Genomic DNA, 26803 nt, shown 5'->3' with positions numbered 1-26803 from the left:
TCATCCCGTGAAAAACAAATCGTCCGATCTTGTTCAGTCTTGCCTAGTCCTTTGACGATAACCCCAGGATAACGCTCCGTAAACCTTTCACAGGAGGTTCTCTGGATTTCCCTTGAGATTTTGCAAACATAGTTTTTGGAAATTGGTACAATAAAAAGACCCGTAAATCGCTCCAGGAGCAATTCACGGGTCTTTCGGGTGAAACAGGATGCGGTCGAGAGGACTCGAACCTCCACGGTATTGCTACCACACGGACCTGAACCGTGCGCGTCTGCCAATTCCGCCACGACCGCATATTGTAGTGATCACATCTAAGCGAACACAAGATAGATCATACCATGCTGAGAATCGAACGTCAATAATTATTTATTATTCATTTCTATCCATAAATTTCTGTATAATTATTGCTTTTATTAGCCGATAAGAGGTATAATGAGAACAAATGTTCGCATACTATAAATGAGGTGATTTATAATGGCGACTACTAAGCTAAAGTCACATACTGAAGGCGTTACCCCAGATGAACTGTCCCTTGTCAGAAGCTACCTGCTGCTCACATATATCCATAAAGTATTCGAACGCGATTGCCGCGTAATTGGCAAGAGCGGCCTCTTCAAGACCCCCCAGCTCTACATGGAGCTTGTATCCAGCGGTGCCAAGAAGACCTCCATAATGCTGCAGGAGGTGAAGCGGGAGCTTGCTTCCCATGATTTGAAGATTACTACCGTACGCCAGGATCAGCGCGGCGTTGAAGCACAATATATGTGCAGAGGATATAACGGTGAGATGAGCATCTTGTGGCCCGTGTTCCGCAGAGAAATGATGGTACGGATGCGTGCCTACCTTGGATTGGCTACAGAGTTGTCCATCCTGAACCGGGAAGAACATGCGGAGCAGCTGGCCTTGTCCATTTAAGACAGCTTTCCAGCACCACCTTGATAGAATAACAGCGCCCTCCCAATTTCTTGGGAGGGCGCTGTTATTCATGCGTGTATTATCTATTCAACAGGAGCTTGTCTAGGTTCACTGAAAGGCTGATAGATATAATTGCGGTCCAGCTTAACGACTCTCTTATTGGGGCGGCGTACCATAACCTGCTTATCGTCCCAAGCCAGCACAATTCCTTTTACATCATTGCTTTCCAGATTATCACGCACTACGCGTATTCTCTCCCCGGAGATCCGGTAAGCATCCAGCTGTTCGTCGCTAATCATGTTTCTTCCCCCTCACGACAAAGACCCAAATGATAATCATCTGGGCCTTATCCTTTATCTATGCTGCCTGCAAGCTTGTTGCTTCCGCGGCTCCTATATTAGCGCTTCATTCTTCTCAAACCAGAAATCGAGAACTTTAGCGGACATCACACGTTCTTCCAGATACTCCACTTGATTCGTGGTGAATTTCTCCCTCCAAGGGAAGGACAATTCTTCACACAAGCCCTTGATTGTCAGAAGCTCCGACCAGGCTACATAGCGTTTGTACCAAAAAAACTGAGGATGTTCAATCATATAGGGATACAGATCGTCGAACTCCGTATGTTTGCAATCCAGCGCACGCTCGAAGTGATCCTTGGCCTCGGTTAGTTTATCAATAAGAAATTGCTCTGTCACCGGTTCTTTCCCCATTGTGACGCCTCCTCTCCTATGTCTAACTTTTATTATAAAGGAAAACTCAGAGGGTGAAAAGCCGTTGTTTTAAAAATAGGCTTGTGATCTTCGGAACAGCCTCTTCTATTCGTCAAACACTATAGTTCCTTCACTAAGAGACCTAATCCGCACCAGCGACTCCAGACGAATGCCCTGCTCCCGGATCGTACGTGCCCCTGCCTGAAAGCTCTTCTCCACCACTACACCCAGACCCACCAGTTCCGCACCGGAACGCTGAATAATTTTGATGAGACCCCGGGCGGCATCCCCGTTGGCAATAATATCGTCAATAAAGAGGATTTTATCATCCGGGGAGATGAACTGGCGGGACAGCATAATGTCGGTAACAATCCCTTTGGTAAAAGATGGCACCCGCTCACATAACGCATCAGGATCAGCAAGCAGCGTTTTTTTGCGGCGGGCAAAGACCAGAGGCACATTCATGACCAGGGCGGTGGCAAATGCCACGGCAATGCCCGAGGATTCCACAGTCACGACCCGCGTAATTCCAGCCTCCACGAATCTCCCGGCAAATTCCCGTCCCATTTCCATCGTCAGTTCCGGATCTACCTGATGATTGAGAAGAGCATCCAGCTTCAGAACTTGATCCGAAACGACGACCCCTTCCTGCAAAATCCGTTGTTTCAACACTTCCATATTTTGAACCTCCAGTACCTTTATAATTGCAGACCTTCCACTGTATTAAATATCCAGCGCTTCCCCGCGGAAGTCATGTCCTTCTGCTCATCATCATAACCTGTACTATACAGAGTGCACAAGGCAATCCTGCTTAACCCTGCCAAAGAGCGCTCGTCTGCATTAGCAAAACCTGAAGGAGGAGCGCCATGAAGACCCATATCCGCACATTGCAAATTGCATTTACTTATATCGGCACCATTGTAGGAGCCGGATTCGCCACCGGACAAGAAATCCTGCAATTTTTCACTCAATACGGCAGCTGGGCGGTGTTGACCATCCTGCTCTCCACCATCCTGTTCATTTGGCTGGGGACCAAAATGATGATTATCGCCCGGAGGATCGAGGCGGAATCATATGAGGATTTTAACCGTCACCTGTTCGGAGCAAAAACAGGAGGCCTGATCAGCTTGTTCACCATGTTCATCCTGATCGGCGTCAACAGCATCATGCTGGCCGGGGCAGGCGCCATCTTCCAGGAGCATCTTGGACTTCATTATCAAACTGGACTGCTGCTCACCATGGTAGGCTCCTACTTCCTTTTGAAACGAGGAATCTCCGGCATCCTGCAAATGAACAGCATCGTGGTCCCTTTGATGCTAAGCCTCTCGCTGATCATCATCTTCAATACCCTGCAGGTTCCGGGTGCAGAACGTTTCCTGTTCCTTTCCACCGATCATAGCCCTTTCAGGGCCTGGCTGTCCCCTCTGCTGTACACTGCTTTTAATCTGGGGATGGCCCAGGCTGTCCTGGTGCCAATGGCCCGGCATACCCGGGAAGAAAAGGCTCTGCTGCGGGGAGGCATTCTCGGCGGACTCGGTATTGGCTTCATGCTGCTGGCTGCCCATTTTTCCATGAGCTCACAGATGCCGGGAATCCTCCAATTTGAAATTCCAATGGGCAGCATCGCCTTCCGGCTCGGAACCGTGGTGCAGACCATTTACTTGTTGCTGATCTTTCTGGAGATCTTCAGCACATTTGTCGCCGATATTTACGGCGTTGCCATGCAGCTGCAGCAGCGGTTGCCGCTGGCCCCTTCCCTGATTACACCCCTTCTGATGCTCGTCTGCTATCTGTTAAGCCAGTTCGGCTTCAGTTCCCTGCTCTCCTTGTTCTATCCGATCTTCGGAGGGTTGGCACTGGTCTGGGTCGTCAAGCTGCTCCGTGCCCCTATTAAACCTCCAGCCGGCACTCCGCCCCCTGCCGATCCGCCCTCCAAAGAAGGTTCCTGGCTGCATATAAAACCGGCAACCCGAAAGTGACGGGATTGCCGGTTTATGAGGAATTAGGGGAAAGGAACCCGGTCAGCTTTTGGCTTCTTGTTGAACCTGCAGATACGTTTTTTTCAGCTCATTGGCGACGCGGGTGAGCGAATACAGGCTTTTCGCTTTGTCCCATGCCGAACGTGAGAGCTCATAGCGGTAAGCGGGATCAGAGATAACCTTCTCCAACGCGTCGGCCAGCGCCACCTCGTCATCCGGCTTCACCAGCAGGCCGTTCACACCGTCTTCGATCTGTTCCGGTATACCGCCCACATTCGTGCCAACCAGGGCCAGACAGCTTAACGCAGCCTCTGCAAAAACCGATCCGAATGCTTCTGCCCGTGAAGGAAGTACGAAGATATCAAAAAAGGGCATAAATTCTTCCGGATGCAAAGTGTAGCCGTAAAAGATCGTTTCATTGTATATTCCCAGAGCTTGGGCCAAATTCTCAAGTTCCGCCCTTGAAGGACCATCCCCGATAATATGCAGCACATATTCGTACCCGCGGGACTTCAGCTCGGCGCAGGCTTTAAACAACGTATCCAGCCCTTTGGCCGGAACCAGGCGGGTTACGGTAACAAGCTGCGGAACGCCGTTGTCATGCGGGACCGGCTTAAATCTTTTCTCATCGAAACCGTTCGGAATCACTCCAATTCGCTCAGGATTTGCTGTATAGGCGGACATATATTCGGCAAAAGAGCGCGACACCGTCATCAGCCGGTCACTGACCTGCTCCAGCTCGCGGTAGAGGGAGACCAGGAAACGGTGCTCCAGACCGCCTTCGGCAATAACTCCATTCAGAATCAATTCACGTTCATAGCTTGAATGCAGCGATTGAATCAATGGAACATCCGGAAACACTTTTTTCATCGCCAAACCGGCAATCGGATGATGCGCATGGATCAGATCATAACTTTTACTCATCCGCAGCTTCGTCCACCACAAATAATCACGGTAAGTCTGGATATATTTTTGCACGACCGGACTTTCCCCGTACACGGTCCAATCAAAGGTCTCAAATTCTATTTCTTCACGCCCTTTGTTGCGGATCCGCTTGGGCAGCCAGAATAAATCCATCTCCCAGCGGCTGGAGCGAAACCGCTCCTGGAGATACGGAATCATGGAAGAGACCCCACCGGGCTGTTCCGGCGGGAAGAAGAGCGCTTGCAGCAAATTCATATGGTACATCCCCTTTTCGTTTGCCCAGACTACGGTGAGAACCGGCAATTATGATATAGTGGTCTATATGTACATTTGAATACGATAAGTCACCTACTCTGATTTTATCGGTATCCCCCTCAAACAGCAACCAACAAAAAGGAGAATGAATTATGAAGGAAGAACGGCTGCCTGCCGCTTACACCACGAGCATGAGAGAAATGCTGGGGCAAGAGGCGGACGCTTTTCTGGAAAGCTATAATGACAAGCGAACCCAGGGCTTGCGTTTTAATCGTCTAAAAAGCTTTGCCGGTGCAGGCCGCAGAGCCGCTGAACACTCAGAGGTTCTGTTTAACCTGAAGCCCGTTCCGTGGTGTTCCGACGGGTTCTATTATGAAGAGCCGGCACGTCCGGGACGACATCCTTATCACGCCGCCGGATTATATTATATTCAGGAGCCGTCGGCAATGTCCGCAGCCGGGCTGCTGGCCCCCCTTCCGGGTGAGACGGTGCTCGATCTCGCCGCTGCTCCAGGCGGCAAGACAACGCATATCGCCGCTTTGATGCAGGGACAGGGATTGCTGGTTACAAATGAAATCCACCCCGAACGGGCAAAAATACTGGCCGAGAATGTCGAACGTCTCGGGATTACCAATGCTCTTGTAACCTGTGCAACCCCTCAAGAGTTGTCCAAGCGGTTCCCGCAGAGCTTCGACCGGATTATGGTGGACGCTCCCTGCTCGGGGGAAGGTATGTTCCGCAAGGACCCGGATGCCACCCGCGAATGGTCTCCGGATCATGTGGAGATGTGCGCGGCCAGGCAATGGGACATTCTGCAGGATGCTTATCTCATGCTGAAGCCCGGGGGACATCTGGCCTATTCGACATGCACCTTTAACCGTATGGAGAATGAAGATACCATCGCCCGCTTGACCGCAAGTTATCCCGATCTGGAGCTTGTGGCGCAGAAGCGGCTGTGGCCGCATTTGGAGAAAGGCGAGGGGCATTTTGTCGCGCTTCTGCATAAACAGCCGGCAAGCGGGACAGAATCGGGCGGGAAGCGGCGTGCCGGCAAAAGCCGGGACAACAACAGCGCCAGAACATATGCCGCTGCACGCGGAGCCTTTCAGCAATTTGAAGCCTGGGCAGTAGACGAGTTGCCGGGATTCCAAGGCCATGGTGTGCCGATTCTGTTCGGCGAATCCCTGTATCTGCTGCCGGAGGCTTTTGACGGCAAGCTGCATACGGGTCTGCTGGAGGGTCTGCGTGTGCCGCGTGCGGGCCTGCATATCGCCCATATGAAGAAGAACCGGATCGAACCGGCCCATGCTCTGGCCATGGCGCTTCAATCCGGACAAGCGGTGCGCAGCTATGATATGACGGGAGAAGGCCCTGAAATCGAGGCCTGGCTGCGCGGAGAGAGTCTGCCTGTGCCTGCGGATCTGCACGGCTGGACACTGGTAACCGTAGACGGCTTGCCGGTCAGTTGGGGCAAAGCCAGCTCCGGCCAGCTGAAGAACCATCTTCCGAAGGGACTACGGATGATGAAAGCCCGTATTGATACTCCTTAGGCAGCTGTCCGTTTCCAGAATCCTCCCCGGGCATATGATGTCATTATCCCAAAGTGCTGCGGCTGAAAAGTCGCGGCAGTGGGAACCAGACATGAGCCAAGGGAGGAATCAGACATGGGTGCAGTTCACGGAGGTTTCACATCGACCAGTGCGATCCTGGTACTTTTCATTTTGCTCGTTATCATTTCCCGTTCGTTGTTCGTCTAATTCCAATCATTATAACAAGTCATGTTTGTGCACAAAGCGGCTGTGGCGCTTTTTAAAGGGCGCCACGGCCGCTTTTTCCTGTTATTTAACGCCTATGTAACACCGCCATTTGGTATTCTCGTGTATCTGGACGGATTGAAACCCTGCCTGGCGGTACAGCAGCTCCATCTCTTCGTTTGTTGTATGAGTTGTCATATGATAGTTTATTTTATAAATTTCCGAGACCACAATCAGTGTTCCGCCATGATCCAGCACCCTGTATATTTCCTTGATGTCGTTTGGAAGGTTCATTCTGCCTGCCGCGACCACCTCTTTGTTCTTGTGTATAGATGTATCTACCGCCTGCTGCGAATAATCCAGTCCATAGATATCAGTATCCGGCATTCGCGAGGCGAGCAGCTGCAGAGTTTGTCCCCCACCACAGCCGATATCCAGAACGGGAGCCAGCTTCATCATCTGGATGTGGGAAAAAGCCCAATTCACTATTGCAGTGTGCGCTTTATTCATGATACCGATCATCATTTTACCCACCCAGCCCCGTGGATTCTTTGCTTGAGCGATCAATGCTTCCATAAGCCCCATTCCAATTCCCCCTGAAAATAATTGATACCTTCATTCGATCTCCCCATGACAAACAGCAAAAAAGCATAAAGCAACCTTGCCGGTGCGTTTTATGCTTTATACTTTTAAAAATGAGGGATGCCTGAAGGCTGTTTGATATGGATTAGCGTTCGTCACCAGCCTTCGATCTGTTCTAATGTATATCGTACATCAGAATGGTTTAAACGAGGCTCAAACTCTACAATGATGTATTTTGTACATTCAAAGGACAGCCATAAGGCACTTTTCGGCTAATGCTGCGGTTCCTGCTGCACCAAATACACTGAAATCCTAAAACAAGCCTACTTTTGCCCATCCTGATGTATAAAGTGCACTCTAGCGATCTCCGCCCTAGGCTTACAGCGTGCCTCCCGGGAGGTAGCTTTCGAATGCGCCATCTATTCCCGCCTTTTAAAGGCTGATCCTGTAACAAGTGGTTATAATGCTGTTATTAAGTTAAGCAATACTTCACCAGCGCATCCCTGACCCCGAACTGATTGTTTGTTCCGGTGATGGCATCGGCTGCCGCCTTTACATCCAGCGGAGAGTTATCCATCGCAATGCCCAGACCTGCGTATGTAAGCATCGAAATATCATTGTAATAATTGCCTATGGCCATCACTTGTTTCTGATCAATCTGCAGGCGGGCTGCCAAATTCTTCAGCGCATTGCCTTTGGAAGCATCCTGATGCATAAAGTCGGCGAAAAACTCTCCACTTCGCACAATGTTATACTGCTGGGTCCATGTACTCCACTCCCGCAATGCCTCACTCAGAATCTCCGCTTGCGTAAATACCGTGAACTTCACAATCGGTTCGCGGAAATCCTCCCATGCAGGCAGTGAAGCCGGAATAATACGAAAATACTCATACATGTGATGGGCTTCCTTGGTCAGATTCTCCACATTGTCTACATACATTCCAAAAGCAGTATTGACGTCAAAGTGGATATTGTGCTCCCGGCAATATTCGATATAAGGATCGAGTCCGCGCCCGTCCATGCTGAACTGATGCAGTACCTCCCGGTCCTCCACCCGGACTGTCGAAGCTCCGTTATGGCCGATCAAATATCCCTTCAAGCCCATCTCTTCCATAAAAGGCAGCGAGTTCTGCGGACTGCGGCCCGTGCAGAGCACAATCAGTCCTCCCTGGCGCGTAACTTCGGCGACCGCTTCTTTATTCTCGGTGCTTAAATGATGATCATCACTGAGCAGCGTCCCGTCCACATCGATTGCAATCAACTTATAGTTCATGCTCCACCATCCTGACTTTCTTTTTTTATCTCTGCAGCAAACCCAGTTCTTGTGCGGTCAATTCCCGGTACGCTCCAGGAGTCAGACTTTCATCCAGCTTCAGTTCTCCCATGGATACACGTTTCAGAAAAGTCACCTTTTTGCCGACCGCCTGGAACATACGCTTCACCTGATGGAACTTCCCTTCGGTGATGGTCAGCGAAATAAACGAAATAACTTTGCTGCCACGCTCTCTGCCAAGGATCGTTAACCGTGCCGGTTGTGTGAGATATCCGTCATCCAGCTCTACTCCAGCGGCAAAAGCAGCCACATCGTCAGCATCGACCTCTCCCTCAACTGTAGCCTCATAGGTCTTCGGCACATGCTTGCGCGGGGACAACAGCTCATGCGCCAGCTTGCCATCATTGGTGAGCAGCAGCAACCCTACCGTATCCTTATCCAGCCTGCCCACAGGAAATGGCTCAAAAACAGCATATTCATGCTTCAGCAGGTCCACCACCGTCCGGTCCCGCTTGTCTTCTGTGGCGGAGAGAACACCTGGCGGCTTATTCATCATAAGGTAAATATATTCACGGTATATAAAAACCTCGCCACCGACCTCAATTTGGTCCTGATAAGGATCTACATGCATACCGCTGTCCTTCACTGGAACCCCGTTCACCGTAATAAGTCCCTGTTTCGCCTGCTTGCGGATATCACTGCGCGAACCCGCCCCCATATGGGACAACACTTTATCCAGTCTTTGTTTCTTGGCTCCCTTATCTGCTGCGCTCATGCCTCAGGTCCACCTCCAGCCTGCAGGGTATTCATTCTTCAGCATACCGTCCTGCCACTTGCCCCAGCCTGCGCTATAGCCGTCTATACAGACAAGCACATAACCTTTTAGACCGCTGCCATCCTTCACGGACAACCGTTCCCGGGGAATGGCCAGCGTCTCTCCTTTGAGATAGGATACCGCTTCACCGTTCAGGCTGGATAACGAGAGGCTTCGTACACTCTCCGCCGGGTTAAGCGCAGTGGCAAGCGGATGCCCGGGGATAAACCTTCCGTTACGGACCTGTCCCACATACCAGCCGGGCCGAACCGTCTTCAGACCATTCAGCTTTTCCTTCGGAAGCGGGGAGATATACAGGTGATCACCGAACAGCACTGGATGCCCTGGCGGCTGCATGCCCAGCTGCTCAGTAATAAAGTCGGCATATACGGCCAGCACTGTTTCTTCCCCGAGGGGGCTGTGGCCTGCCACTGCGGAGCGCCCGGATTTACCTGAAGCCCGTCCACCTTTGCCTTTTGCTTCCTCACCTCTGCCGGCTGCTCTGGCAGCTTTGCCCTTTGGAGCCTTCTCCCGCCGGGCCGCAGCGAGCAGCGGCGATTCCGCTTCCACTTCCGGGCGTCCGCTTCCATCGTGACGCAGCACAGCCATGAAGTGGCCTTCGCCCTTCACCCGATGCGGCCAGAGGCGGGCCGCTCCTGCCATTTCACCGAATCCGGGGGAGAACGAACCTCTCCCGCCTACCGGAATCAGCTCAAACTGGGGATGGGCCGAGAGAAATTCGCCAATACTGCCCTCATTTTCTTCTATCGCAAAGGTGCAGGTCGAATAGACAATCGTTCCTCCGGGGGCCAGAGCTGCAGCTGCCGATTGCAGGATTTCATGCTGCATGGCGGCATATTTGGCCGGGGTGCCGGGGTCCCACTGCTTCACCATATCCTCATCCTTGCGGAACATTCCTTCGCCCGAACAAGGTGCGTCAATCAGGATTTTATCAAAAAATCCGGGGAATGCCGCCGCAATCCGGTCTGGATTCTCATTCAGCACAATCCCGTTGCGCACACCGTAGAGTTCCAGATTTTTGGCCAGCGCCTTTGTCCGTTCAGGGTGGAGGTCATTGCTGACGAGCAGCCCTTGTCCTTGCAGCTTGGCGGCAATCTGAGTGGATTTGCCGCCGGGGGCGGCGCAGAGATCCAGTACCCGTTCTCCCGGCAACACATCCAGCAGTTCAACCGGCGCCATCGCACTGGGCTCCTGAATATAATACAGGCCGGCGTGGTAATAAGGATGTTTGCCGGGTTTTACCCCTTCTTGTGTATAAAAGCCTGTAGGGCACCAGGGAATGGGCTCAAGCTTAAAAGGAGACAACGCAAGCAAAGAGTCTACCGGTATTTTCAAGGTATTAATCCGAAGCCCGCCATAAGGTGCATCCAGATATGAATCTGCAAACTTTTGATATTCTTCTTCCGACCCCAGCAGCTCTTTCATCCGTTGCATAAAAGTGCCGGGCAGTTGTACCGCCATGTTGCCTTCCTCCTGCTTGTTATGCCCATAGGATCGATTCAGAACGTTCACCTATGCATACAGCCTTATATTTAACTAAGGGAACACCCGGCGGGTGTCCCTTTAGTGTAGTGCTCTATAGGATATCCTCTAATGCCTGGATGACGGTCTCTGCGGACCGCGGCGCTGAGGATGATTGGGTACAATAACGGAAGCCTGACTTTCTACTTCACCGGCCAATTGGGGATCGATAATTTCAATGGTCAGATCGTAATATGGAAAAGGCCGCTCCCGGTAAGTAGTCAGCTGCTCCACATACGCCTTGACTTCATGGATCAGCTTGCCAAGATCAATGCCGAGCGCATCCTCAGGATAATCCTGCAATTTGGCAGCCGCTCCGCTCAGCATCAACAGCCCGCCCCGAACATTCCGGTTGCGGAAATGGTATAAGCCGACGGCTACCTGAAGCAGCCCCTTGTACAGCGGGTCACGCCCTTTAGCCAGCCACAGCTCCTCTAGCACTTCATGGCATTCAAAATAGTCCCTGTCCCGGTTGAAATACACCAGGTAGGCCAGGTACAGAGGTTCATAGGCCATCCGGCAGGCTGCCCTTCTTCGCAACGGACAGGAGTCCTCTTACATGATCGAGCAATTCCTTCATGGCTTCCATGTCCTGGCTCTGCCAGATCTCATTGAAACGTTCCTGGCTTTCTATCGCCTCGTTGACCAAATGATAGAAATACAATTGGTGGATGGCCTTCAGCAATTGGGTCGTCATGTTGGAATTTTCCTCAAACGTCTTTTGCGCCTCCAGAATCTCCTCGCGGATACTGGACATCTCGCTGTCCAGGATAGAGGCCGCTTCCGCTGCCGTTTTGAGCCGCACACGCATCTCATCCGGCAGGCTCTCGCGGTATTTGTAGTTCAGGGAATGCTCAATCGTCGCCCAGAAATTCATGGCGAGCGTACGGATCTGAATCTCCGCCAGAACAATCTTTTGCCCAAGCGCCGTCTGTACCGGGTATTTGATAATCATATGAAAGCTGCGGTAGCCGCTCTCTTTATAATTGGTAATATAATCTTTTTCGTACAGCACCTCCAGGTCCTTGCGGGCCCGGATATATTCAGCCACGCGGCGGATATCCTCCACGAATTGGCACATAATGCGAATCCCGGCGATATCCTCAATCCCTGTCTCCAGGTCCTTCATATCCACATTAAGCCGCTGGGCCTTTTCCAGAATGCTGGAGAGCCGTTTCACACGCCCGGTCACGAATTCGATCGGCGTGTATTCTTCCCGTTTCTTGAGCTCCGAGCGCATTGTTTTGAATTTAACCTTCAATTCCTCCACAGTTTGTTCATATGGAAGCAAAAAAGTACCCCAGTCCCTGCCGTCCATCGCCTTCATCCTCCTGTCCTCTCGCCTCTTCAGTGATCTGCTCCTACCGCTTCAGAGATATGCCGGAACCCGTCCTTCCGCAGCAGCTGACGAAGACCGCTATGCACTCTGCGGTTAACTTCCGGTCCTTCGTAGATAAGAGCCGTATAAATTTCGACCAGGCTTGCACCTGCCCGGATTTTGTCATAAGCATCCTGTGCGGTAAAAATTCCGCCCGAGCCGATAATCGGCAGCTTCCCGCCCGTCTGGCGGTAAATCATACGGATAATTTCCGTAGAGCGGTCACGCAGCGGCTTTCCGCTAAGCCCTCCGGTTTCTCCCGCCTTTTCGCTTTTAAGCCCTTCGCGGCTTACCGTAGTATTGGTAGCAATAATACCATCCATCCCGGTGTCTGTCAGCGTATGTACCATATATTCAAGCTCGGTGTCGCTGACATCGGGGGCAATCTTGACCAGCAGGCTTTTGGTTACACCGCTTAATTTACGTTGGATTTCCATCTCTTCCTTCACCTCTGCAAGCAGAAAAGACAATTCACTGCCATGCTGCAGGCTGCGCAGATCCGGTGTATTCGGCGAGCTGATATTTACCACAAAAAAATCACCGTACGGATAAAGCGTACGGATACACTCGCGGTAGTCCTCATGCGCTGCTTCATTGGGGGTAACCTTGTTCCGTCCAATGTTCACTGCAATGGGAATCCGGCGTTTCTTCAGGGCCTTGAGGCGCTCTGCCATTGCCGCCGCTCCCTCATTATTGAAGCCCATCCGGTTAATCAGCGCCTCATCCGGCAGAAGACGGAATAACCTCGGGCTGTCGTTGCCGGGTTGCCCTTTGGGCGTAACCGTGCCAACCTCCATGAATCCGAAGCCGATCGACGAGAAGCCGGTCACCGCCGCCGCATTTTTATCCAGGCCGGCCGCCAGTCCCACCGGGGTCGGAAAATGCTGGCCGAACAGGTCCACCGCCAGATCTGCCGTTTCCGGCACACCGTACATCAACCGCAGCGCCGCGCTGCCTCCGGGAACCGATGAAGATTTATCCAAACCGCCTATCACGAGATGATGTGCCTTCTCGGGGTCGATTTTAAAAAAAATAGGTTTGCCAAAATTACGATACAGCACCATTCTCGCTCCTTCAAGGGGGTTGTCTGCTGGAACTTATGTCTCCCCGTGTCTATGGGTTTCTTCTTGATTTTAGCCTTTTCCGGGAGAAAAGAAAAGTTTTTTGCCCCGATTGTCCCTCTCCCCCGGAACGCATGGTATAGTAATTTTGCGCTAAACCCATTACAATGTAAGGGTAATCAACGATTAAGGAAAGAAGGTAGGACTGATATGTCAACGAAACGGAAGCCCCCTACACTGCAGCAGAAGAAAGAAGAAGTCAACCGCAAAGCGATTATGTGGATTGGCGTCAGTCTCGTTCTGCTGATCCTTCTTATTGTCGTTCTTTTTATAGTTGCAGGGAATTAATTAATTCAGCCAGTTGTATACTTTGCGGGGGTTGGTCTGATTATGGGATGCGCCAGCAGTATAACGTTCCTCTGGCAGCAGCAGCTGTTCAGGCAGAACCCCTTTACCGATTTGCACTTTAGTTCCCATTGGGATCAGCGCAAACAATTCCTCCACATCCTCCCGGTTCATCCGGATACACCCCAGCGATTCATCCTTACCGATACTGCCAGGCTCATTCGTGCCGTGAATAGCATAATTGCTCTCTGAAAGCTGCATCCCCCGGCTGCCGAATTCCCCGTTGTCGTGGCCGTTTGGATTAACAACCTTATCCGAGATCTCAAATTGGCCTTCCGGGGTCTTGTCACCACCTAAACCCACCTCATAATTCCGCAGCATTACAGAACCGCTGACTACGGCCAGGCGGTGTTTTTGTTTGTCTACAATCACTTTAAGCGGTCCCTCAAAAAAAGGCACGTCCTGCAAGCCGCTCCCGTCCGCTGCCGCAGATGGAACATTGCCGCCCGCTTCGCTGCCCGGCGTAACGGCAGGTCTGCCCGCAGCAGGAGATGGAGAGACAGATGCAGACTGTCCGGCTCCGGAAGCGACTTTGACGAGAGGTGCGAACTTCCGTTCCATCACCGGGGTAGTCCCTCCAAGCCAGTTACCCGGAAAAGGGGCGGCCAGCTCCTTCAGCGAGGCCGGAAGTTTGCCTTTAGCCTGCCTGTAGCTTCCAATAGCGCTCAAGAGCGCCGCCAGGTCCTCCTGCTCCGCTTGCCACTGCGCAGCCTGCCGGATAAGCTCACCGGGGTCCGGGGGCGTACAGGCACAGACAGCAGCTTCATAGGACTGATATTCTACCCGCCCGTCCCCCGTCTTCTCCACTGTGGCGACCAGCGGCAGCTTCTCTTTCCACAGCAGCCATTTACCGGAACGCTTCATCCCAAGTACAGCTGTCAGGGAAGCCGCCTCATTATTCCGAAGCAGGGAAGACATGACTTTGCCCGATGTTGCCGCATTCCCGCTCTCTCCGGCGGTAAATCCGGTCCTTGCCGCCTGCGGTACTTGAGTCGCCTGCGGCAGCAGTACCTGATCCGCAGGCTGATCCTTGGCCGGCTCGGGTGCGGCGGCCTCCTCGATTCCGCTCTGAGGTTCTCCTGCCGGACTTAAGCCCGGAGCCACCGCTGATGGCAGCAGCAACAGCAGCAGCAGGGCCAGCACCATCAGAACACGGCGGGTTCTCTGCCTGCGCCGGTCACGCTCGCGGCCTGCCTGCAGTAGACCCTGCTCGTACTCACGCAGCATGTCTGCAGGCACCTTGCTGTGCTCAAAGGCCTCGTAAACTTCGCCTGCCTGATTGAAGCAATAGTTGGCTTTGCCATGCTGGCCGTTCTTATAGTATTCCTTACCAAGCAAGTACCATGCCATCTTATTATCCGGATGCATCTGTACATATGCTTTGAGATGCTGCGAATTTTTCATCGGGACCTCCGCCTGTTAAGAATATCCTTCATTATTACTATCGGCCGGAACTGCAAAAAAAGACATCCTTGGCCGAATATTGCTACCGGCGGAGGATGTCTCTATTGTGTGTAAAACGGTACCCGTTAAAGGCAATTAGCCTTCTTTATTAAAAGGCTCGTCCGCAATCTTAATGGAGTCTGTCGGACATCCGTCGCAGGAATCCTGCAAATCGTCGAACAAATCGTCAGGAATGGCGGTCACACCGTGGTTGCCGTCATTCTCATAAATGACCTCGGCCAGACCTTCGTCATCGTAATCAAAAATATCAGGGGCCGTCGCGCCGCATGCACCGCATGCAATGCAAGTATCTTTCTCGACCCAAGTGTACTTAGCCATAGTTTTCTCTTCCTCCCGTTAAACAAATACGAGCGCTGTAATTACAGCGTCTTATTTTTCTCATATTAATATAAAAAGAATACAATTTCAATCGATTTTCAAGACGTTTGCATTTCTGCCTCAACTTGCGGGGCCCAACAACTGCGTGCGGATAACATCATTTCACGCCTCATCCGGCCCCATGTGCGTGAGATTATCCTTTTGCAAAGAAGTCCCCCGCTCCTTGTGATTGCGAATCCGCGCCGAATGCGTATCGCTGAGCATCCCAGCCGTCAGCACCGCGTTCTCTCCGAATTTGTTGCGCAGCATATCCATCGTTTTGTTCAGCGACTCCTTTTTAGGCTGGCGCTCATAATCGAACAGGTCAAGCTGGATCGCAGACTCCTCTTTGGCCGTCAATCCCTGCAGTGTAACACCAAGCAGCCGCACCGGCTTACTAGCGTTCCAATGCCGCTGGTACAAGCCGCAGACGGCCTTATAGATATCCTCTGCGCTTTCGGTAGGCGCCTCCAGCTGGCGCGAGCGGGTAATAGTCTTCATATCGGGCGTGCGGATGGTAAGCTGGACACCCGAAGCCACCAGTTCTTGCCGACGCAGCCGTCTGGCGACCTGATCGCTCAGATTCAGCAGAATCGGCTTTGCTTCTGCCAGCCCGACTACGTCCCTCGGCAAAGTGGTAGTATGGCCAATGGACTTGCTCTGTTCCCGCTCTGGATTCACAATCCCGTGATCAATGCCGTTGCCGGCGCGCTTCAGCCAGGAGCCCATAACTCCGAAATGCTCCACCAGCATCGCTTCATCCGCGGCGGCCAGCTGGCCAATGCTGTAAATCCCCAATCTTCGCAGCTTCTCTGCAGTCTTGCCGCCAATGCCAAACATCTCGTTGCACGGCTTGCTCCAGAGGATCTCCGGAACATCGCGCAGACGCAGCACCGAGATGCCGCGGGGTTTCTTCAGATCCGAAGCCATCTTCGCCAGCAGCTTGTTGGGGGCGATGCCAATGGAGCAGGGCAGCCCCAATTCCTCCATAATACGCCGCTGGATAGCTTCGGCAATTTCCAGAGGGGAACCGAACTGGCGCGAGCCGGTAATGTCCAGATAACATTCATCTATCGACACGGCTTCCAGCAGCGGGGTATAACTATAGGCAATCTGCATAAATGCATTCGAATATTTACGGTATAGATGAAAGTTCGGCTTAATAACCATTAAAGAGGGACAAATCCTCAGCGCTTTCTGCACCTGCATACCTGTAGAGATTCCCAGCCTGCGTGCCGCATAGGAACAGGTTACAATAATCCCTTTCCGCAGCTCTACACTTCCGGCAACCGCTGTAGCCTTGCCTTTGTATTGCTCAGGGTCCTCCGCCTCATGAACGGAGCAATAAAAAGCATTCATATCCACATGCAGAATAACCCTTCCGCTTGCCGGATAATATTGATCGACGTTCTGCACAATATCTACCTTCTTATCTTCAGGGTTGCTATTGTCAGGTATAGAATACCCCTTCCGCCCACCGGAGGTCAACCGGGTGACGCCGCCCTGTAAAGTTCTTTGTTACATTCCCGCGTAAAAATGCTATAATATAAAAATTAATTTCTTGTCTACGCTTCCGAGGCGAGTTTAGCACGAAACGATTCCGGAAGACGAAGCTCACAAAACTTTTAGGAGGACTCTCATGTCTAAGTCCATCTCCATCTTCGATACAACACTGCGCGACGGCACCCAAGGCGAAGGTATCAGTCTGTCGGCGGACGACAAGCTGAAGATTGCCAAGAAACTCGATGATCTGGGTGTGCACTATATTGAAGGTGGCATCCCGGGAAGCAACAACAAGGACATTGAATTTTTCAAAAGAGTGAAAGAGCTGCATCTGAATGCGACCATCACTGCGTTCGGCAGCACCAGACGCAAAAATTCCCTGGCTGAACATGACGACAACCTGAAACGTATGATTGACGCGGGTGTTCCGGCAGCCACACTGGTCGGTAAATCCTGGGATTTCCACGTGCACACCGCACTCCAGACCACTCTGGAGGAGAATCTTGCCATGATTGGCGACTCCATCTCTTTTTTGAAACAGAAAGGACTGGAGGTTATCTTTGATGCTGAGCATTTCTTTGACGGCTACAAGCACAACCCCGAATATGCAGTAGCAGTAATGGCAAAAGCCAAAGAGGCCGGAGCGGACTGGCTGGTAATGTGTGATACGAACGGAGGCACCCTGCCGCATGAAATCCAGGAGATTGTCGGTGCATTGTCTCTGAAGCTTCCCGAGGCTTCACTCGGCATTCATACCCACAATGACTGTGAACTGGCTGTCGCCAATGCGCTCAGTGCCGTCCGGGCAGGAGCCCGTCAGGTGCAGGGTACGATTAACGGATACGGAGAGCGGTGCGGCAATGCCAACCTGTGTTCCATCATCCCCACCCTGCAGCTGAAGATGGGAATGCCTTGCATCCCGGGGGATTCTTTGCCGCAGCTTACGAATACGGCCCGTTTCATCAGCGAAGTTGCCAATGTCAATATGCCGGTCAACCAGCCTTATGTCGGGGCGGCTGCTTTTGCCCATAAAGGCGGCATTCACGTCTCGGCCATCCTGCGCGACTCACGCACGTATGAGCATATTGCCCCGGAGCTTGTCGGAAACAAACAGCGTGTGCTTGTCTCCGAGCTGGCAGGTCAGAGCAACGTGTTGTCCAAAGCCCAGGATATGGGCCTGAGTCTGGACCCGAGCAGCGAACAGGCGAAGAAAGTTATCGACCGCATCAAGGACCTTGAGCATCAGGGGTATCAGTTCGAAGGGGCCGACGCCTCACTCGAGCTCTTGCTTCGTGAAGCCACCGGTGAGATGAATAATTTGTTTACCTTCGAATCGTTCAAGATGCTGGTGGAGAAAAACGCCGGACAGCCCGTAGTTTCCGAGGCTTTTGTAAAATTGAAGATCGGCGGCGAGAGTCTGTATACGGCAGCTGAGGGCAACGGACCGGTCAACGCCCTCGACAATGCGCTGCGGAAGGCTCTGCTGACGCGTTTCCCGAAACTCAAGGAAATGCACCTCTCCGACTACAAGGTTCGTGTGCTTGACGAGCAGGATCAGACGGCCGCCAAGGTCAGAGTGCTGATTGAATCCAAGGATTATAAAGACACCTGGAATACGGTAGGCGTCTCCAGCAACGTTATTGAGGCCAGCTGGGAAGCGCTCGTCGACAGTATGCGGTATGCATTGCTCGGGCAGATCTCGCTTGCGAACGAAACCGTCGACCATAATGGGCCCAAAGGTCTCGTGAATCATTGATTCCCCAGAATCTGCAGGCACAGCAGCACAGCTTAAAGCCCTCATTCAGACAGCTCATTGTTCTGAATTGAGGGCTTTGCTGTGTTATGCCGGACATCCGGGTTGACCTAGGAGCCGGTAAGCGAGATAATTTTCTTTTCCAGGTCTTCCGGACTTAGAACACCCAGAATGATCTCGGTAATCACACCGTTTTTGTCAATAAATACGTTAGTCGGGAACACCGCGCCGTTATATTTGGCGAACACCTCTCCTTTGAGGTCGAACATCACGGGAAAAGTCAGCTTATATTTCTTAATAAAACGTTCGGCATTCGGTTTATAGTCCTCGCTCGTCACGTTAATGCCGTATACATCGAGCACATCCTTGTATTTGTCTGCCATCCGGTTCAGCTCAGGCGCTTCCTGCCGGCAGGGGTCGCACCAGGATGCCCAGAAGTTAAGAATAACCGCCTTATCCCGGGGACCGTCAACTGTATAGTTATTGTTGTCATTTCCGGCTAGCGTAAAGGCAGGCGCAGGTTTGCCTGCTCCAGGTCCAGCCGAGACAGGCGTGGCCTGCTGCCCCCATACTGCCGTTCCCTCCGGCTTCAGCTGCTGCCAGAGCACAACGCCAGCCAGCAGGACAATCAGGAACAGGACGGCTAAATTGCGTATTTTTACAGAACTCATGGCAATCGGTTCCTTTGCGAATGGAGTAGTTTTCCCTATTGTACCCCCATTCGCTTCAGTTTCAAACCATCCTTGTTTCTTTACCAAAAAAAAGAGGATTTCGTCAGAGACGAAACCCAAGAAGAGAGGGGGTGAACAAATGACAGCAACCCCGGAAAATCTCCAGCCTATCGGGCTGAAGCTTTCCGCTCAGCAGGCACTGGGGAGGCACCTGCTGGCCTGCCTTCCGCATGAAGCATGCGGCGTTCTGGTGGGTACTGCCGCAGCGGGCGGCATGCGCATCGATGCATACATTCCGATGCGCAACGTAGCGCCAGACCCGCTGCATTCCTTTGTGCCCCATCCGGAAGATTGGGTCAGAGCCCTATATGCCGATCCGGCGCCGATCGGCCTGTTCCATTCGCATCCACATGCCCAGCCCCTTCCCTCGGCTGCGGATCTGCAGGGGCTCGCTGCCCTTGGCAATACTTTCCGGATCTATCTGATCGGCTCCCCTGGAACGAAAGAAACGTCCTCTCCGGTCTTGAAAGGGTATTATATTGAACGTTCGCCGGACAAGAACAATAAATGTGCTCCGCGGCTCATAGAAGCAACGGTCTACGCTCTGCTTAAATAAGCATACAGATCCCCCAGAGTCTGGACCTGGCGTTTGTGTGCAATCTCGCGCAGATAGGAGACCCAAAGCTTTGCAGTCATTTTGGCATCCTCCAGCGCATGATGGCGGCCGTGGATGGGAATATCATGAACGGCCAGCAGTTCATCCAGGGTGTAGTTGCTGCGCTGCGGCTCCAGCCAGCGGGCCAGCATCATCGTATCCAGAACCCGGTGGGTCAGCTGAACTTTGGAGGTCTTCCACAGCGCCGCGTTCAGAAATGCTTTATCATGGGAGCTGGCATGGGCTACCAGCACACGATGGCCTACAAAAGACATGAAATCATGAAGTCCATCCATCAAGGAAGGCGCCGATCTTGTCATGTCCCCGGTTATTCCGGTCAGCTCGGTAATATTCTCGGGGATCGCTGTCTGGCAGTTGACCAGCGTATAGAAACACTCCTCTTCCTTGATGTCTTCGCCTACAACCCGGATGGCACCAAACGACATGATTTCATCCCCGTGCTGGTGAGAGAATCCTGTCGTCTCCAGATCAAAGATCACCGTCTCCAGTTCCGAAAGCGGGGTGTGCAGCACCTCGGGACGCCGTTTTTCACGCATCAGGGAACGAATAAAAGCCATTTGCTGCGCGGTTTGCTGAGCCGATTCCCCGCCTCTGATGGAAGCGATGGCTGACGGCATTCCGCCTTGTCTCAGATTGTTCCAGAAGCCGCCGCCTTTATTCGGTTCCTTCATGACTGCCTCCTTTCCGCTGACCGGAGCTGGCGCTGCAGCGCTTTATGAATACGTCTGACAAGAAGCAGACTTTCCCTCAGCTCAGCCATAACCTGCTTATTCTTGAGCTCACTCTCCGCGATATAATCGCTGCTGGACAATAGACCATCCTGCATATGGTAGGGAGTATTGACCCGCATTCGCAAAGCGGTCAGGAACGACCGGCCAATCTCTCCCAAATACGGGTACTCCCCCAGCCTCTGCAGTTCTTTCACCCTGCCCAAAGTCGAGTTCATCCTCACGCCGTACAGCAGGGACAAATGCCTCACACTGTTCACCAGCGGAATATATACCCCGTACTTAATGTCAAAGCCGCCGGCATGGTCTCCAAAGCGTTCTGTAAGAACCTGCCCCAGGAGATTCAGGGTCGCCTTGTGACGAACCGTATTCCTCAGAATGGCATTTTGCAGTTTAACGTTTCCGGAAAGTCCGGCATAAAAAGCTTCCTTCCACTCGCCGGACAACTGCGCATTCCCGGCTACATGGCGCATGTCCGAAGAAATGATAAGATAACGGATGGGCTCCCACTCCAGCTGGCTCTTCCAGCTCTCCAGCTGCGCCTTCCATTCCGGCAGCGTCATATTCCACATCGGTTCAGAGCACATAACCCTGCCTTCGCATTTCTCATATCCTGTTGTTTCCAGCAAGTCGGACAGCATGGAGCCAAATGCCGCAAAATACCGCTTCTTCTCCCCATCCGGTTCCCCTTCCACAATCAGACCATTATCCTGATCGCTCCAGAGAGTCGCTTCCTGCCTGCCCGCACTGCCGAATACGATAAAGGAATAGGCACAGGGAGGCGGGCCGTAGCCCGCCTCCTTCATCTGCGCCTCAACTATTCCTACCGCCGCCCGGGCAATCAGGTCGTGCATGGCATTGACCCGGAGCATCCATTCCTCAATGGGAATCACATTTAACTGTTCCAAAAGCACATTCTGGCAGTCGCTGCGCTTTGCCCTCAGCTCCTGCGGCGAACCGGCCGTTGCGATGGATGTATAGCTTTTCTCATGATTCCATTCGTTTGACTCCATCCGATCCACACGGCCCGCCTCCCTGCAAGTGAATGATATAAATGATTAATGCTTAAGGGTCTTGGATTTGCTTTCAGATTCAGAGATCAGCTTCATTTGTTCAGGGTATCCATAAGTTCCATGCTCACTGATATCCAGACCCATTAACTCTTCCTCTTCCGTCACACGAAGACCGGTAACCATTTTCATAATATACAGAATGATGAAAGACATTACCGCTACGAAAATGAATGTGCCAACCACACCGAGAATCTGCACTCCCAGCTGATGGAAGCCGCCCCCGTAGAACAAACCCGCTCCACCTACCAATGCACCTTCTTCAATAAGTCTAGGTGCTGCGAACAATCCTGTAGAAACCGCACCCCAGATTCCGGCAATACCGTGAACAGAGAAGGCATAGATCGGATCGTCCAGACCGGCGCGTTCAAGCCATTGGGAAGTCATGAACGTAAAGGCTCCGGCCACAAAACCGATAATGAGCGCTGCCCATGGTTCTACGAATGCACAGGCACCTGTGATCGCAACCAACGCAGCCAGCACACCATTCAGCATTGCAGGAATATCCGATTTGCCAAAATACAGCCAGGAGGCAATCAATGCAGCCAGACCGCCCGCTGCCGCAGCAACATTAGTCGTAAGCGCTACATAGCCGAAGAATCCGCCCATCGGGGACAAGGCACTGCCCGGGTTGAAGCCGAACCAGCCGAACCAGAGAATGAGAACACCAAGTACGGTAAAAACTTGATTGTGGCCCGGAATAATAACCGGCTTGCCTTCTTTATTGAATTTCCCCAAACGAGGTTTGAGCAAAATCGTTGCAACCACCGCTGCAGTAGCACCTGTAAGATGGACCACCGTGGAACCGGCATAATCCTGCATGCCCAGCTCAGCCAGCCAGCCGCCGCCCCACACCCAGTGTGCAACCACCGGATAGATCACAATGGAGAACAAAATTCCGAAGATAATGTATACACTCAGCTTTGCACGTTCCGCCATGCCGCCGGATACGATGGCCAGGGAAACTGCTGCAAACGCCATTTGGAACAGAAATTTAACATTTAGCGTAACGTCCGAGAAAGCGAGTGATTCAAACAGCGAAGCCGTGCTGTCACCGCCGTAGAAGAAGCCCGTAGTTCCGAAGAATCCATTGCCGTTACCGAACCCTAAGCCAAACCCGAAGGCCCAGAAGCACAGGCTGGCAATCGCAAGAGTCAAAACGGTCTTGCCGGCTACGTGACCGGCATTCTTCATCCGTACAGAGCCCGCTTCCAGCAGGGCAAATCCCGCTTGCATAAAGAATACCAGAATAAAGGCCAGAAAGGTAAACGCCGTGTCCATACCGATTTGCAGCCCCACAGTTGTTGGACCGTCAGCAGCAAAAGCGCTAACCGGGTAAACCATCAGTGTAATCATGGCCAGCAACATCATCAACCATTTTTTTCTCATTGAAACCCCACTCCCCAGTGTTATATTTTCTAACAAAGCGTGAAACTCTTAATGTCATTATAATCAGAAGTCAGGTAAATTGACAAGAGTAATTTTCGCTTTGCTTTAATTTATTTAGGCATCCTGTCTATATTTGCCGGGATCATTCTCAAAAAGCCTATATATACTGGGGTTTCCGGCCACTTCAGCACATGGCATTTCTTATTTATGGAGCTGATTATGTAATATAATGATCTTCCAATATTCAGCATATAACCAGGATATAAATCAGAAACTAAAAAGAATTCGCTATAACCTAACACAATATGTTATATATAATATACCAGAACATATCCTTGAATCCTTTCGTTCCTTTCATCATATACTTTAGGTAAGTGTGACGTTTGACTGTACGGTTTTAGGTTTGATATCATTATAACTACACAATAAAGAAGCAGGGCTGCCACCCTGACAAACGGTTTGGCAGCCAAAAGAAACGAGGTGAATGGACTTGGGGATATGATCTTATACCGCATTGGCGAGCTGGCCAAAGCCTCCAATATCAGTGAGCGTACCATTGATTATTACACTAAGCTGGGACTCATTGTTCCGGAATCCAGAAGCAAAAAGAATTACCGGTTGTACAGCCATGAAACCTTGGTGTCTCTGGAACGTATAAATCAATTAAAGCAAGACAAGTATACATTGGAAGAAATCAAAACCATGATGAGCAAATGGAATGAGGAGCTTACCGAAACGGATGTATCTGATAAGCTGGTCGAGCTGGAGATTCATATGCAGCGCCTCGAACGTGAGGTCAAAGCACTCGAGCCAATGATTAGCGGACTCAAGCCGGGACAGGCAAGACGCGCACTCTCCACCCTGCTTCCCCAGGGTGCTGCCTGTATGGAAGCGATCCGCCTTCTGCTCACACAAGGGCCGCCAATGTAAACATAGTTACAACTACTATGGAGGAATGCACATATGATGTACTTATTGGTAATAATAGCTTTTCTTTTCTCTTTGTGGGCTCAATTCAGGGTCAAAGGAACCTTCAACAAATGGTCCAAGGTCGCCAATGCCAACGGCATTACCGGCTATGAAGCCGCCCGTCACATGCTGGACGCCAACGGACTCAGTGACGTCCCTATCGAGCCTGTACGTGGCGCTCTCTCCGACCATTACGATCCGATCCAACGGGTTGTGCGCCTGTCGGAACCCGTATATTACGAAAGTTCCATTTCAGCTATCTCCGTTGCCTGTCACGAGGTCGGCCATGCCATACAGCATAAAGTACATTATCCGATGCTGACCTTGCGCCACCGGATGTTCCCTGTAGTGAATATCGCTTCCGGTGTCGCCCCGTTCATGCTGATTGCCGGCTTTCTGTTCAGCTCCATGAATCTGGTCGGTCTGGGGATTATCTTTTTCTCCGCCGCAGTCGCTTTTCAACTGGTGACCCTGCCGGTAGAATTCAATGCCAGCAACCGGGCCCGCCAAGTCATGGTGGAGCAAGGCTACATCCGCAATGAGGAAGAACGCGGAGTCGCCAAGGTCCTTAACGCCGCTGCATTAACCTATGTTGCCGCCGCTTTGGTCTCCCTGCTTGAATTGCTGCGCCTGATCACCATTTTCCTCGGCAACCGCGATTAAAGCCTTTGCAAATTTAACGCCAAACACCCCGGAAGGCCAAAAGCCAACCGGGGTGTTTGTTATATGCATATTCAAATATACGTCTTTTATTTAACTCTGCCTCAAAATAAGCTGTTGACAGACTAACGGACCGGAGAAATGTTATTTCGCGAAATCAGCTCATTTTTCTGGCCAAACGGACTCAGGTGCCGCGAAATGATCCATTGACCCTCATTTTGGGCTAGAGAACATACAATAAGAGCACCTCTGTCCGTATAAAAGGACAACACCCTTCGTTGCCTCAAATAAGATCCCCTGAGTCCGCTTCCTTGCACAGCCGATCCCGGTGACGAGTGGTTGCCGGGACCAAGTCAACCGCTGAATACGGATTTGACCCTTTACTTCACTCTAAAATAAGTAAGCAGGAAGGTCCGGAAAGATCGTGCAACCAGGGGAAGCTTGCCGTCGGTCCGGTGAATTAACCCAACCGTACGTGTCACAGCCGGCTCCACGATCCTCACCTGGGCTGGCTGCAGCGGGTTGGTCTGAAAGAGCGCCATCTCGGGAAGCAGACTGACCCCCATCCCTGCCGCCACCAGACCGCGAATGGTATCGGTCTCTCCGCCTTCAAAAGCAATCTGCGGCTGAAACCCGGCCTGCATACAAGCTTGCCAGACAATCGGCCGCAGCGAATATCCCTGGCTGAACAGCACAAACTTCTCATCCTTCAGCTGCTCCAGCCGGATGACCGTCTCCCCTGCCAGCGGGTGATTCTGCGGCAGGATGGCAAAAAGCTCCTCCGTCATCACAACATCACCCGTTACCTGTTCGTCACTCCCCGGAAAAGGCGAGATAAAAGCCAAATCTACTTCACCCGAAAGCACATCCTTGATAAGCGAGGGGTAGGTCCCCTGTTTAAAGCGAAACTTGACATGCGGATAATGCTGGCGGAATTCGGCTACTATCGTTGGAATCAGATGCGTACCCAGACTATGCGGAAACCCGATGCGAATTTCCCCGCGTTCCGGGTCCAGAAATTCATGCACCTCCGCTACGGATCGGTCCAGTTCCTTAAGCAGGCTGTCTACCCTTTTGCAAAAGAGCTGACCCACCGGAGTTAACTGCAGGTTGCGTCCTTTTTGCATAAACAAGTCCACCCCGAGCTCCTGCTCCAGCTGATGAATCTGGCGGCTTACCGCAGACTGGGCCACATGCAGCTCCTCCGCCGCTCTTGTGACGTGTTCCTTCTGGGCAACCTTCAAGAAATATTGCAGCTGTCTAAGCTCCACGCTTGTCACCGCTCCTGTCTTCGGCTTTTTTTGAATATACGAATAATAAGGCCATAGATGAAAAAGCCTGCTACCAGGCCGCCGATATGGGCCACCCAATTGACATAAGGAATTGCAAAAGACATAATAACCCCCATCACCAGCAACCCGTACAGCGTTTTACGGGAACCTTCATCCATAATGGCACGCTGCAGTAAAGCAATGTACAAAAACGCGCCATATACGGCGTAGATTGCCCCTGAAGCGCCTACAGAAACCGTACCTCCCCCGGTAGGCGAGGGTGTGCTTAAGAGCATGCTCAATACATTGGCGAGCACTCCTCCTGCCAGATATAGCAGCGTATAACGCCACCAGCCCAGCAGGCGCTCAAGCGGCGGCGCAAAGACCACGAGGGCAAAAGCGTTAAAGAACAGATGTGAGAACCCGTTATGCAAAAACATCGCTGCCACATAACGCCAACTCTCCTCCTTGAAGGGACTCAGATCCACCATCGCACCGTAATCGACAAGCGTCTGCAGATCCGTTGATCCTCCGTTAAAGGTAAGAACAATAAACATGATTACATTCGCCAGAACAAGCAAGCAGGTTACAGGATAATACCTTATATAACTTCTCCAGTTCTCGTACCGTATGAAAATCATAACACCCATCCTTTTATGTATTTGTATAGCCGTTGGACATCATCTATCTAAAAAGATTA

At 51.8% G+C, this 26803-nt stretch carries 29 protein-coding genes and 1 tRNA gene; 9 read left to right on the top strand and 21 right to left on the bottom strand.

All coding sequences use genetic code 11. The features are described 5' to 3' along the window. Positions 1–209 precede the first annotated feature (209 nt). Positions 210–293: transfer RNA gene (locus IEY53_RS06880), tRNA-Leu, on the bottom strand. Positions 294–474: 181 nt separating this feature from the next. Here IEY53_RS06880 and IEY53_RS06875 point away from each other — a divergent pair. After that, positions 475–915, top strand: a complete 441-nt coding sequence (locus IEY53_RS06875) for a YhjD family protein (protein WP_189023301.1) — start codon at positions 475–477, stop codon at positions 913–915. Positions 916–998: 83 nt separating this feature from the next. Here the strand turns inward: IEY53_RS06875 and IEY53_RS06870 are convergent, their stop codons facing one another. From IEY53_RS06870 to IEY53_RS06860, 3 genes are all read right to left on the bottom strand, one after another. Then, positions 999–1214 carry a hypothetical protein gene (locus IEY53_RS06870; RefSeq protein WP_189023300.1) on the bottom strand — a complete coding sequence of 72 codons (216 nt, stop codon included), beginning with the start codon at positions 1212–1214 and terminating at the stop codon, positions 999–1001. A gap of 93 nt (positions 1215–1307) precedes the next feature. Beyond that, positions 1308–1625 (bottom strand): hypothetical protein, encoded by a 318-nt coding sequence (locus tag IEY53_RS06865; protein WP_189023299.1) that lies wholly within the window; start codon positions 1623–1625, stop codon positions 1308–1310. 105 nt (positions 1626–1730) lie between these two features. Next, the gene (locus tag IEY53_RS06860) at positions 1731–2303 is read right to left on the bottom strand and encodes a xanthine phosphoribosyltransferase (RefSeq protein WP_189023298.1); all 573 of its coding nucleotides are present in this window, start codon (positions 2301–2303) and stop codon (positions 1731–1733) included. A 188-nt stretch (positions 2304–2491) separates the two neighbouring features. On the opposite strand from IEY53_RS06860, the gene IEY53_RS06855 reads away from it, so the two are divergent. Beyond that, positions 2492–3604, top strand: coding sequence for a YkvI family membrane protein (locus IEY53_RS06855; protein ID WP_189023297.1), 1113 nt, complete (start codon positions 2492–2494; stop codon positions 3602–3604). Between the two features lie 42 nt (positions 3605–3646). Here the strand turns inward: IEY53_RS06855 and IEY53_RS06850 are convergent, their stop codons facing one another. After that, positions 3647–4783 carry a glycosyltransferase family 4 protein gene (locus IEY53_RS06850; protein WP_189023296.1) on the bottom strand — a complete coding sequence of 379 codons (1137 nt, stop codon included), beginning with the start codon at positions 4781–4783 and terminating at the stop codon, positions 3647–3649. 152 nt (positions 4784–4935) lie between these two features. Here IEY53_RS06850 and IEY53_RS06845 point away from each other — a divergent pair, with 152 nt between their 5' ends. Next, on the top strand, positions 4936–6333 hold the full coding sequence (locus IEY53_RS06845; protein ID WP_189023295.1) for an RsmB/NOP family class I SAM-dependent RNA methyltransferase: 1398 nt from the start codon (positions 4936–4938) through the stop codon (positions 6331–6333). A gap of 114 nt (positions 6334–6447) precedes the next feature. Next, positions 6448–6540 (top strand): sporulation protein YjcZ, encoded by a 93-nt coding sequence (locus IEY53_RS06840; protein WP_189023293.1) that lies wholly within the window; start codon positions 6448–6450, stop codon positions 6538–6540. A gap of 81 nt (positions 6541–6621) precedes the next feature. On the opposite strand, the gene IEY53_RS06835 is transcribed toward IEY53_RS06840, so the two are convergent. The 7 genes from IEY53_RS06835 to IEY53_RS06805 form a co-directional block, all read right to left on the bottom strand. Continuing rightward, a complete protein-coding gene (locus IEY53_RS06835) occupies positions 6622–7122 on the bottom strand; it encodes a class I SAM-dependent methyltransferase (protein WP_189023291.1) in 501 nt (166 codons plus the stop codon). Between the two features lie 469 nt (positions 7123–7591). Further along, positions 7592–8392: a Cof-type HAD-IIB family hydrolase gene (locus IEY53_RS06830; RefSeq protein WP_189023289.1), complete on the bottom strand. Its 801-nt coding sequence runs from the start codon at positions 8390–8392 to the stop codon at positions 7592–7594. 25 nt (positions 8393–8417) lie between these two features. Further along, the gene (locus IEY53_RS06825) at positions 8418–9167 is read right to left on the bottom strand and encodes a pseudouridine synthase (RefSeq protein WP_189023287.1); all 750 of its coding nucleotides are present in this window, start codon (positions 9165–9167) and stop codon (positions 8418–8420) included. Positions 9168–9170: 3 nt separating this feature from the next. Beyond that, positions 9171–10688 (bottom strand): RsmB/NOP family class I SAM-dependent RNA methyltransferase, encoded by a 1518-nt coding sequence (locus tag IEY53_RS06820; protein ID WP_189023285.1) that lies wholly within the window; start codon positions 10686–10688, stop codon positions 9171–9173. A gap of 129 nt (positions 10689–10817) precedes the next feature. Then, complete coding sequence (locus IEY53_RS06815; RefSeq protein ID WP_189023283.1) at positions 10818–11264, bottom strand: DUF309 domain-containing protein; 447 nt, start codon at positions 11262–11264, stop codon at positions 10818–10820. Beyond that, on the bottom strand, positions 11254–12066 hold the full coding sequence (gene yjbM / locus IEY53_RS06810; protein ID WP_189023281.1) for a GTP diphosphokinase: 813 nt from the start codon (positions 12064–12066) through the stop codon (positions 11254–11256). Before yjbM ends, IEY53_RS06815 begins: the two co-directional genes overlap by 11 nt. Before the next feature lie 29 nt (positions 12067–12095). Next, positions 12096–13187: a quinone-dependent dihydroorotate dehydrogenase gene (locus tag IEY53_RS06805; protein ID WP_189023279.1), complete on the bottom strand. Its 1092-nt coding sequence runs from the start codon at positions 13185–13187 to the stop codon at positions 12096–12098. Between the two features lie 210 nt (positions 13188–13397). Between IEY53_RS06805 and IEY53_RS06800 the strand changes: the two genes are divergently transcribed. Continuing rightward, positions 13398–13535 carry a hypothetical protein gene (locus tag IEY53_RS06800; protein WP_189023277.1) on the top strand — a complete coding sequence of 46 codons (138 nt, stop codon included), beginning with the start codon at positions 13398–13400 and terminating at the stop codon, positions 13533–13535. Here IEY53_RS06800 and IEY53_RS06795 read toward each other — a convergent pair whose 3' ends face one another. From IEY53_RS06795 to IEY53_RS06785, 3 genes are all read right to left on the bottom strand, one after another. Then, positions 13536–14996 carry a L,D-transpeptidase family protein gene (locus IEY53_RS06795; RefSeq protein ID WP_189023274.1) on the bottom strand — a complete coding sequence of 487 codons (1461 nt, stop codon included), beginning with the start codon at positions 14994–14996 and terminating at the stop codon, positions 13536–13538. It lies immediately after the preceding gene. A 135-nt stretch (positions 14997–15131) separates the two neighbouring features. Then, positions 15132–15374 (bottom strand): ferredoxin, encoded by a 243-nt coding sequence (locus IEY53_RS06790; protein ID WP_042126345.1) that lies wholly within the window; start codon positions 15372–15374, stop codon positions 15132–15134. Between the two features lie 162 nt (positions 15375–15536). Beyond that, positions 15537–16829, bottom strand: coding sequence for a DNA polymerase IV (locus tag IEY53_RS06785; RefSeq protein ID WP_189023272.1), 1293 nt, complete (start codon positions 16827–16829; stop codon positions 15537–15539). A 223-nt stretch (positions 16830–17052) separates the two neighbouring features. Here IEY53_RS06785 and cimA point away from each other — a divergent pair, with 223 nt between their 5' ends. Next, complete coding sequence (gene cimA / locus IEY53_RS06780) at positions 17053–18672, top strand: citramalate synthase (protein WP_189023270.1); 1620 nt, start codon at positions 17053–17055, stop codon at positions 18670–18672. 107 nt (positions 18673–18779) lie between these two features. On the opposite strand, the gene IEY53_RS06775 is transcribed toward cimA, so the two are convergent. Then, positions 18780–19340, bottom strand: coding sequence for a TlpA family protein disulfide reductase (locus IEY53_RS06775; protein WP_189023268.1), 561 nt, complete (start codon positions 19338–19340; stop codon positions 18780–18782). A gap of 139 nt (positions 19341–19479) precedes the next feature. On the opposite strand from IEY53_RS06775, the gene IEY53_RS06770 reads away from it, so the two are divergent. Next, on the top strand, positions 19480–19956 hold the full coding sequence (locus tag IEY53_RS06770) for a M67 family metallopeptidase (RefSeq protein WP_189023266.1): 477 nt from the start codon (positions 19480–19482) through the stop codon (positions 19954–19956). Here IEY53_RS06770 and IEY53_RS06765 read toward each other — a convergent pair. The 3 genes from IEY53_RS06765 to IEY53_RS06755 are packed head-to-tail and all read right to left on the bottom strand — an operon-like array spanning position 19938 to position 23203. Further along, complete coding sequence (locus tag IEY53_RS06765; protein ID WP_189023264.1) at positions 19938–20687, bottom strand: exonuclease domain-containing protein; 750 nt, start codon at positions 20685–20687, stop codon at positions 19938–19940. The genes IEY53_RS06770 and IEY53_RS06765 overlap by 19 nt on opposite strands. After that, on the bottom strand, positions 20684–21757 hold the full coding sequence (locus IEY53_RS06760; protein WP_189023739.1) for a DUF294 nucleotidyltransferase-like domain-containing protein: 1074 nt from the start codon (positions 21755–21757) through the stop codon (positions 20684–20686). Before IEY53_RS06760 ends, IEY53_RS06765 begins: the two co-directional genes overlap by 4 nt. 45 nt (positions 21758–21802) lie before the next feature. After that, on the bottom strand, positions 21803–23203 hold the full coding sequence (locus tag IEY53_RS06755) for an ammonium transporter (protein ID WP_189023262.1): 1401 nt from the start codon (positions 23201–23203) through the stop codon (positions 21803–21805). A gap of 498 nt (positions 23204–23701) precedes the next feature. Here IEY53_RS06755 and IEY53_RS06750 point away from each other — a divergent pair, with 498 nt between their 5' ends. Both IEY53_RS06750 and IEY53_RS06745 read left to right on the top strand, forming a co-directional pair. Beyond that, entirely contained in the window at positions 23702–24133 is a 432-nt protein-coding gene (locus tag IEY53_RS06750) for a MerR family transcriptional regulator (RefSeq protein ID WP_189023737.1), read from the top strand. Between the two features lie 33 nt (positions 24134–24166). Beyond that, positions 24167–24835, top strand: coding sequence for a zinc metallopeptidase (locus IEY53_RS06745; RefSeq protein ID WP_189023260.1), 669 nt, complete (start codon positions 24167–24169; stop codon positions 24833–24835). A 377-nt stretch (positions 24836–25212) separates the two neighbouring features. Here the strand turns inward: IEY53_RS06745 and gltC are convergent, their stop codons facing one another. Continuing rightward, a complete protein-coding gene (gene gltC / locus IEY53_RS06740; RefSeq protein WP_189023259.1) occupies positions 25213–26103 on the bottom strand; it encodes a glutamate biosynthesis transcriptional regulator GltC in 891 nt (296 codons plus the stop codon). A 5-nt stretch (positions 26104–26108) separates the two neighbouring features. After that, positions 26109–26744: a rhomboid family intramembrane serine protease gene (locus tag IEY53_RS06735; RefSeq protein WP_189023257.1), complete on the bottom strand. Its 636-nt coding sequence runs from the start codon at positions 26742–26744 to the stop codon at positions 26109–26111. Between the last annotated feature and the right edge of the window lie 59 nt (positions 26745–26803).

Origin of the sequence: Paenibacillus albidus (assembly GCF_014644435.1) — a bacterium.
GTDB lineage: Bacteria > Bacillota > Bacilli > Paenibacillales > Paenibacillaceae > Paenibacillus_AQ > Paenibacillus_AQ albidus.
This window is presented reverse-complemented; position numbering and strand designations above follow the sequence as displayed.

Excerpts from the sequence above, each read along its gene's own strand:
- IEY53_RS06875 (WP_189023301.1), top strand. The coding sequence starts at position 475 with ATGGCGACTACTAAGCTAAAGTCACATACTGAAGGCGTTACCCCAGAT.
- IEY53_RS06870 (WP_189023300.1), bottom strand. The coding sequence starts at position 1,214 with ATGATTAGCGACGAACAGCTGGATGCTTACCGGATCTCCGGGGAGAGA.
- IEY53_RS06865 (WP_189023299.1), bottom strand. The coding sequence starts at position 1,625 with ATGGGGAAAGAACCGGTGACAGAGCAATTTCTTATTGATAAACTAACC.
- IEY53_RS06860 (WP_189023298.1), bottom strand. The coding sequence starts at position 2,303 with ATGGAAGTGTTGAAACAACGGATTTTGCAGGAAGGGGTCGTCGTTTCG.
- IEY53_RS06855 (WP_189023297.1), top strand. The coding sequence starts at position 2,492 with ATGAAGACCCATATCCGCACATTGCAAATTGCATTTACTTATATCGGC.
- IEY53_RS06850 (WP_189023296.1), bottom strand. The coding sequence starts at position 4,783 with ATGAATTTGCTGCAAGCGCTCTTCTTCCCGCCGGAACAGCCCGGTGGG.
- IEY53_RS06845 (WP_189023295.1), top strand. The coding sequence starts at position 4,936 with ATGAAGGAAGAACGGCTGCCTGCCGCTTACACCACGAGCATGAGAGAA.
- IEY53_RS06840 (WP_189023293.1), top strand. The coding sequence starts at position 6,448 with ATGGGTGCAGTTCACGGAGGTTTCACATCGACCAGTGCGATCCTGGTA.
- IEY53_RS06835 (WP_189023291.1), bottom strand. The coding sequence starts at position 7,122 with ATGGGGCTTATGGAAGCATTGATCGCTCAAGCAAAGAATCCACGGGGC.
- IEY53_RS06830 (WP_189023289.1), bottom strand. The coding sequence starts at position 8,392 with ATGAACTATAAGTTGATTGCAATCGATGTGGACGGGACGCTGCTCAGT.
- IEY53_RS06825 (WP_189023287.1), bottom strand. The coding sequence starts at position 9,167 with ATGAGCGCAGCAGATAAGGGAGCCAAGAAACAAAGACTGGATAAAGTG.
- IEY53_RS06820 (WP_189023285.1), bottom strand. The coding sequence starts at position 10,688 with ATGGCGGTACAACTGCCCGGCACTTTTATGCAACGGATGAAAGAGCTG.
- IEY53_RS06815 (WP_189023283.1), bottom strand. The coding sequence starts at position 11,264 with ATGGCCTATGAACCTCTGTACCTGGCCTACCTGGTGTATTTCAACCGG.
- yjbM (WP_189023281.1), bottom strand. The coding sequence starts at position 12,066 with ATGGACGGCAGGGACTGGGGTACTTTTTTGCTTCCATATGAACAAACT.
- IEY53_RS06800 (WP_189023277.1), top strand. The coding sequence starts at position 13,398 with ATGTCAACGAAACGGAAGCCCCCTACACTGCAGCAGAAGAAAGAAGAA.
- IEY53_RS06795 (WP_189023274.1), bottom strand. The coding sequence starts at position 14,996 with ATGAAAAATTCGCAGCATCTCAAAGCATATGTACAGATGCATCCGGAT.
- IEY53_RS06790 (WP_042126345.1), bottom strand. The coding sequence starts at position 15,374 with ATGGCTAAGTACACTTGGGTCGAGAAAGATACTTGCATTGCATGCGGT.
- cimA (WP_189023270.1), top strand. The coding sequence starts at position 17,053 with ATGTCTAAGTCCATCTCCATCTTCGATACAACACTGCGCGACGGCACC.
- IEY53_RS06775 (WP_189023268.1), bottom strand. The coding sequence starts at position 19,340 with ATGAGTTCTGTAAAAATACGCAATTTAGCCGTCCTGTTCCTGATTGTC.
- IEY53_RS06770 (WP_189023266.1), top strand. The coding sequence starts at position 19,480 with ATGACAGCAACCCCGGAAAATCTCCAGCCTATCGGGCTGAAGCTTTCC.
- IEY53_RS06765 (WP_189023264.1), bottom strand. The coding sequence starts at position 20,687 with ATGAAGGAACCGAATAAAGGCGGCGGCTTCTGGAACAATCTGAGACAA.
- IEY53_RS06760 (WP_189023739.1), bottom strand. The coding sequence starts at position 21,757 with ATGGAGTCAAACGAATGGAATCATGAGAAAAGCTATACATCCATCGCA.
- IEY53_RS06755 (WP_189023262.1), bottom strand. The coding sequence starts at position 23,203 with ATGAGAAAAAAATGGTTGATGATGTTGCTGGCCATGATTACACTGATG.
- IEY53_RS06750 (WP_189023737.1), top strand. The coding sequence starts at position 23,702 with ATGATCTTATACCGCATTGGCGAGCTGGCCAAAGCCTCCAATATCAGT.
- IEY53_RS06745 (WP_189023260.1), top strand. The coding sequence starts at position 24,167 with ATGATGTACTTATTGGTAATAATAGCTTTTCTTTTCTCTTTGTGGGCT.
- IEY53_RS06735 (WP_189023257.1), bottom strand. The coding sequence starts at position 26,744 with ATGATTTTCATACGGTACGAGAACTGGAGAAGTTATATAAGGTATTAT.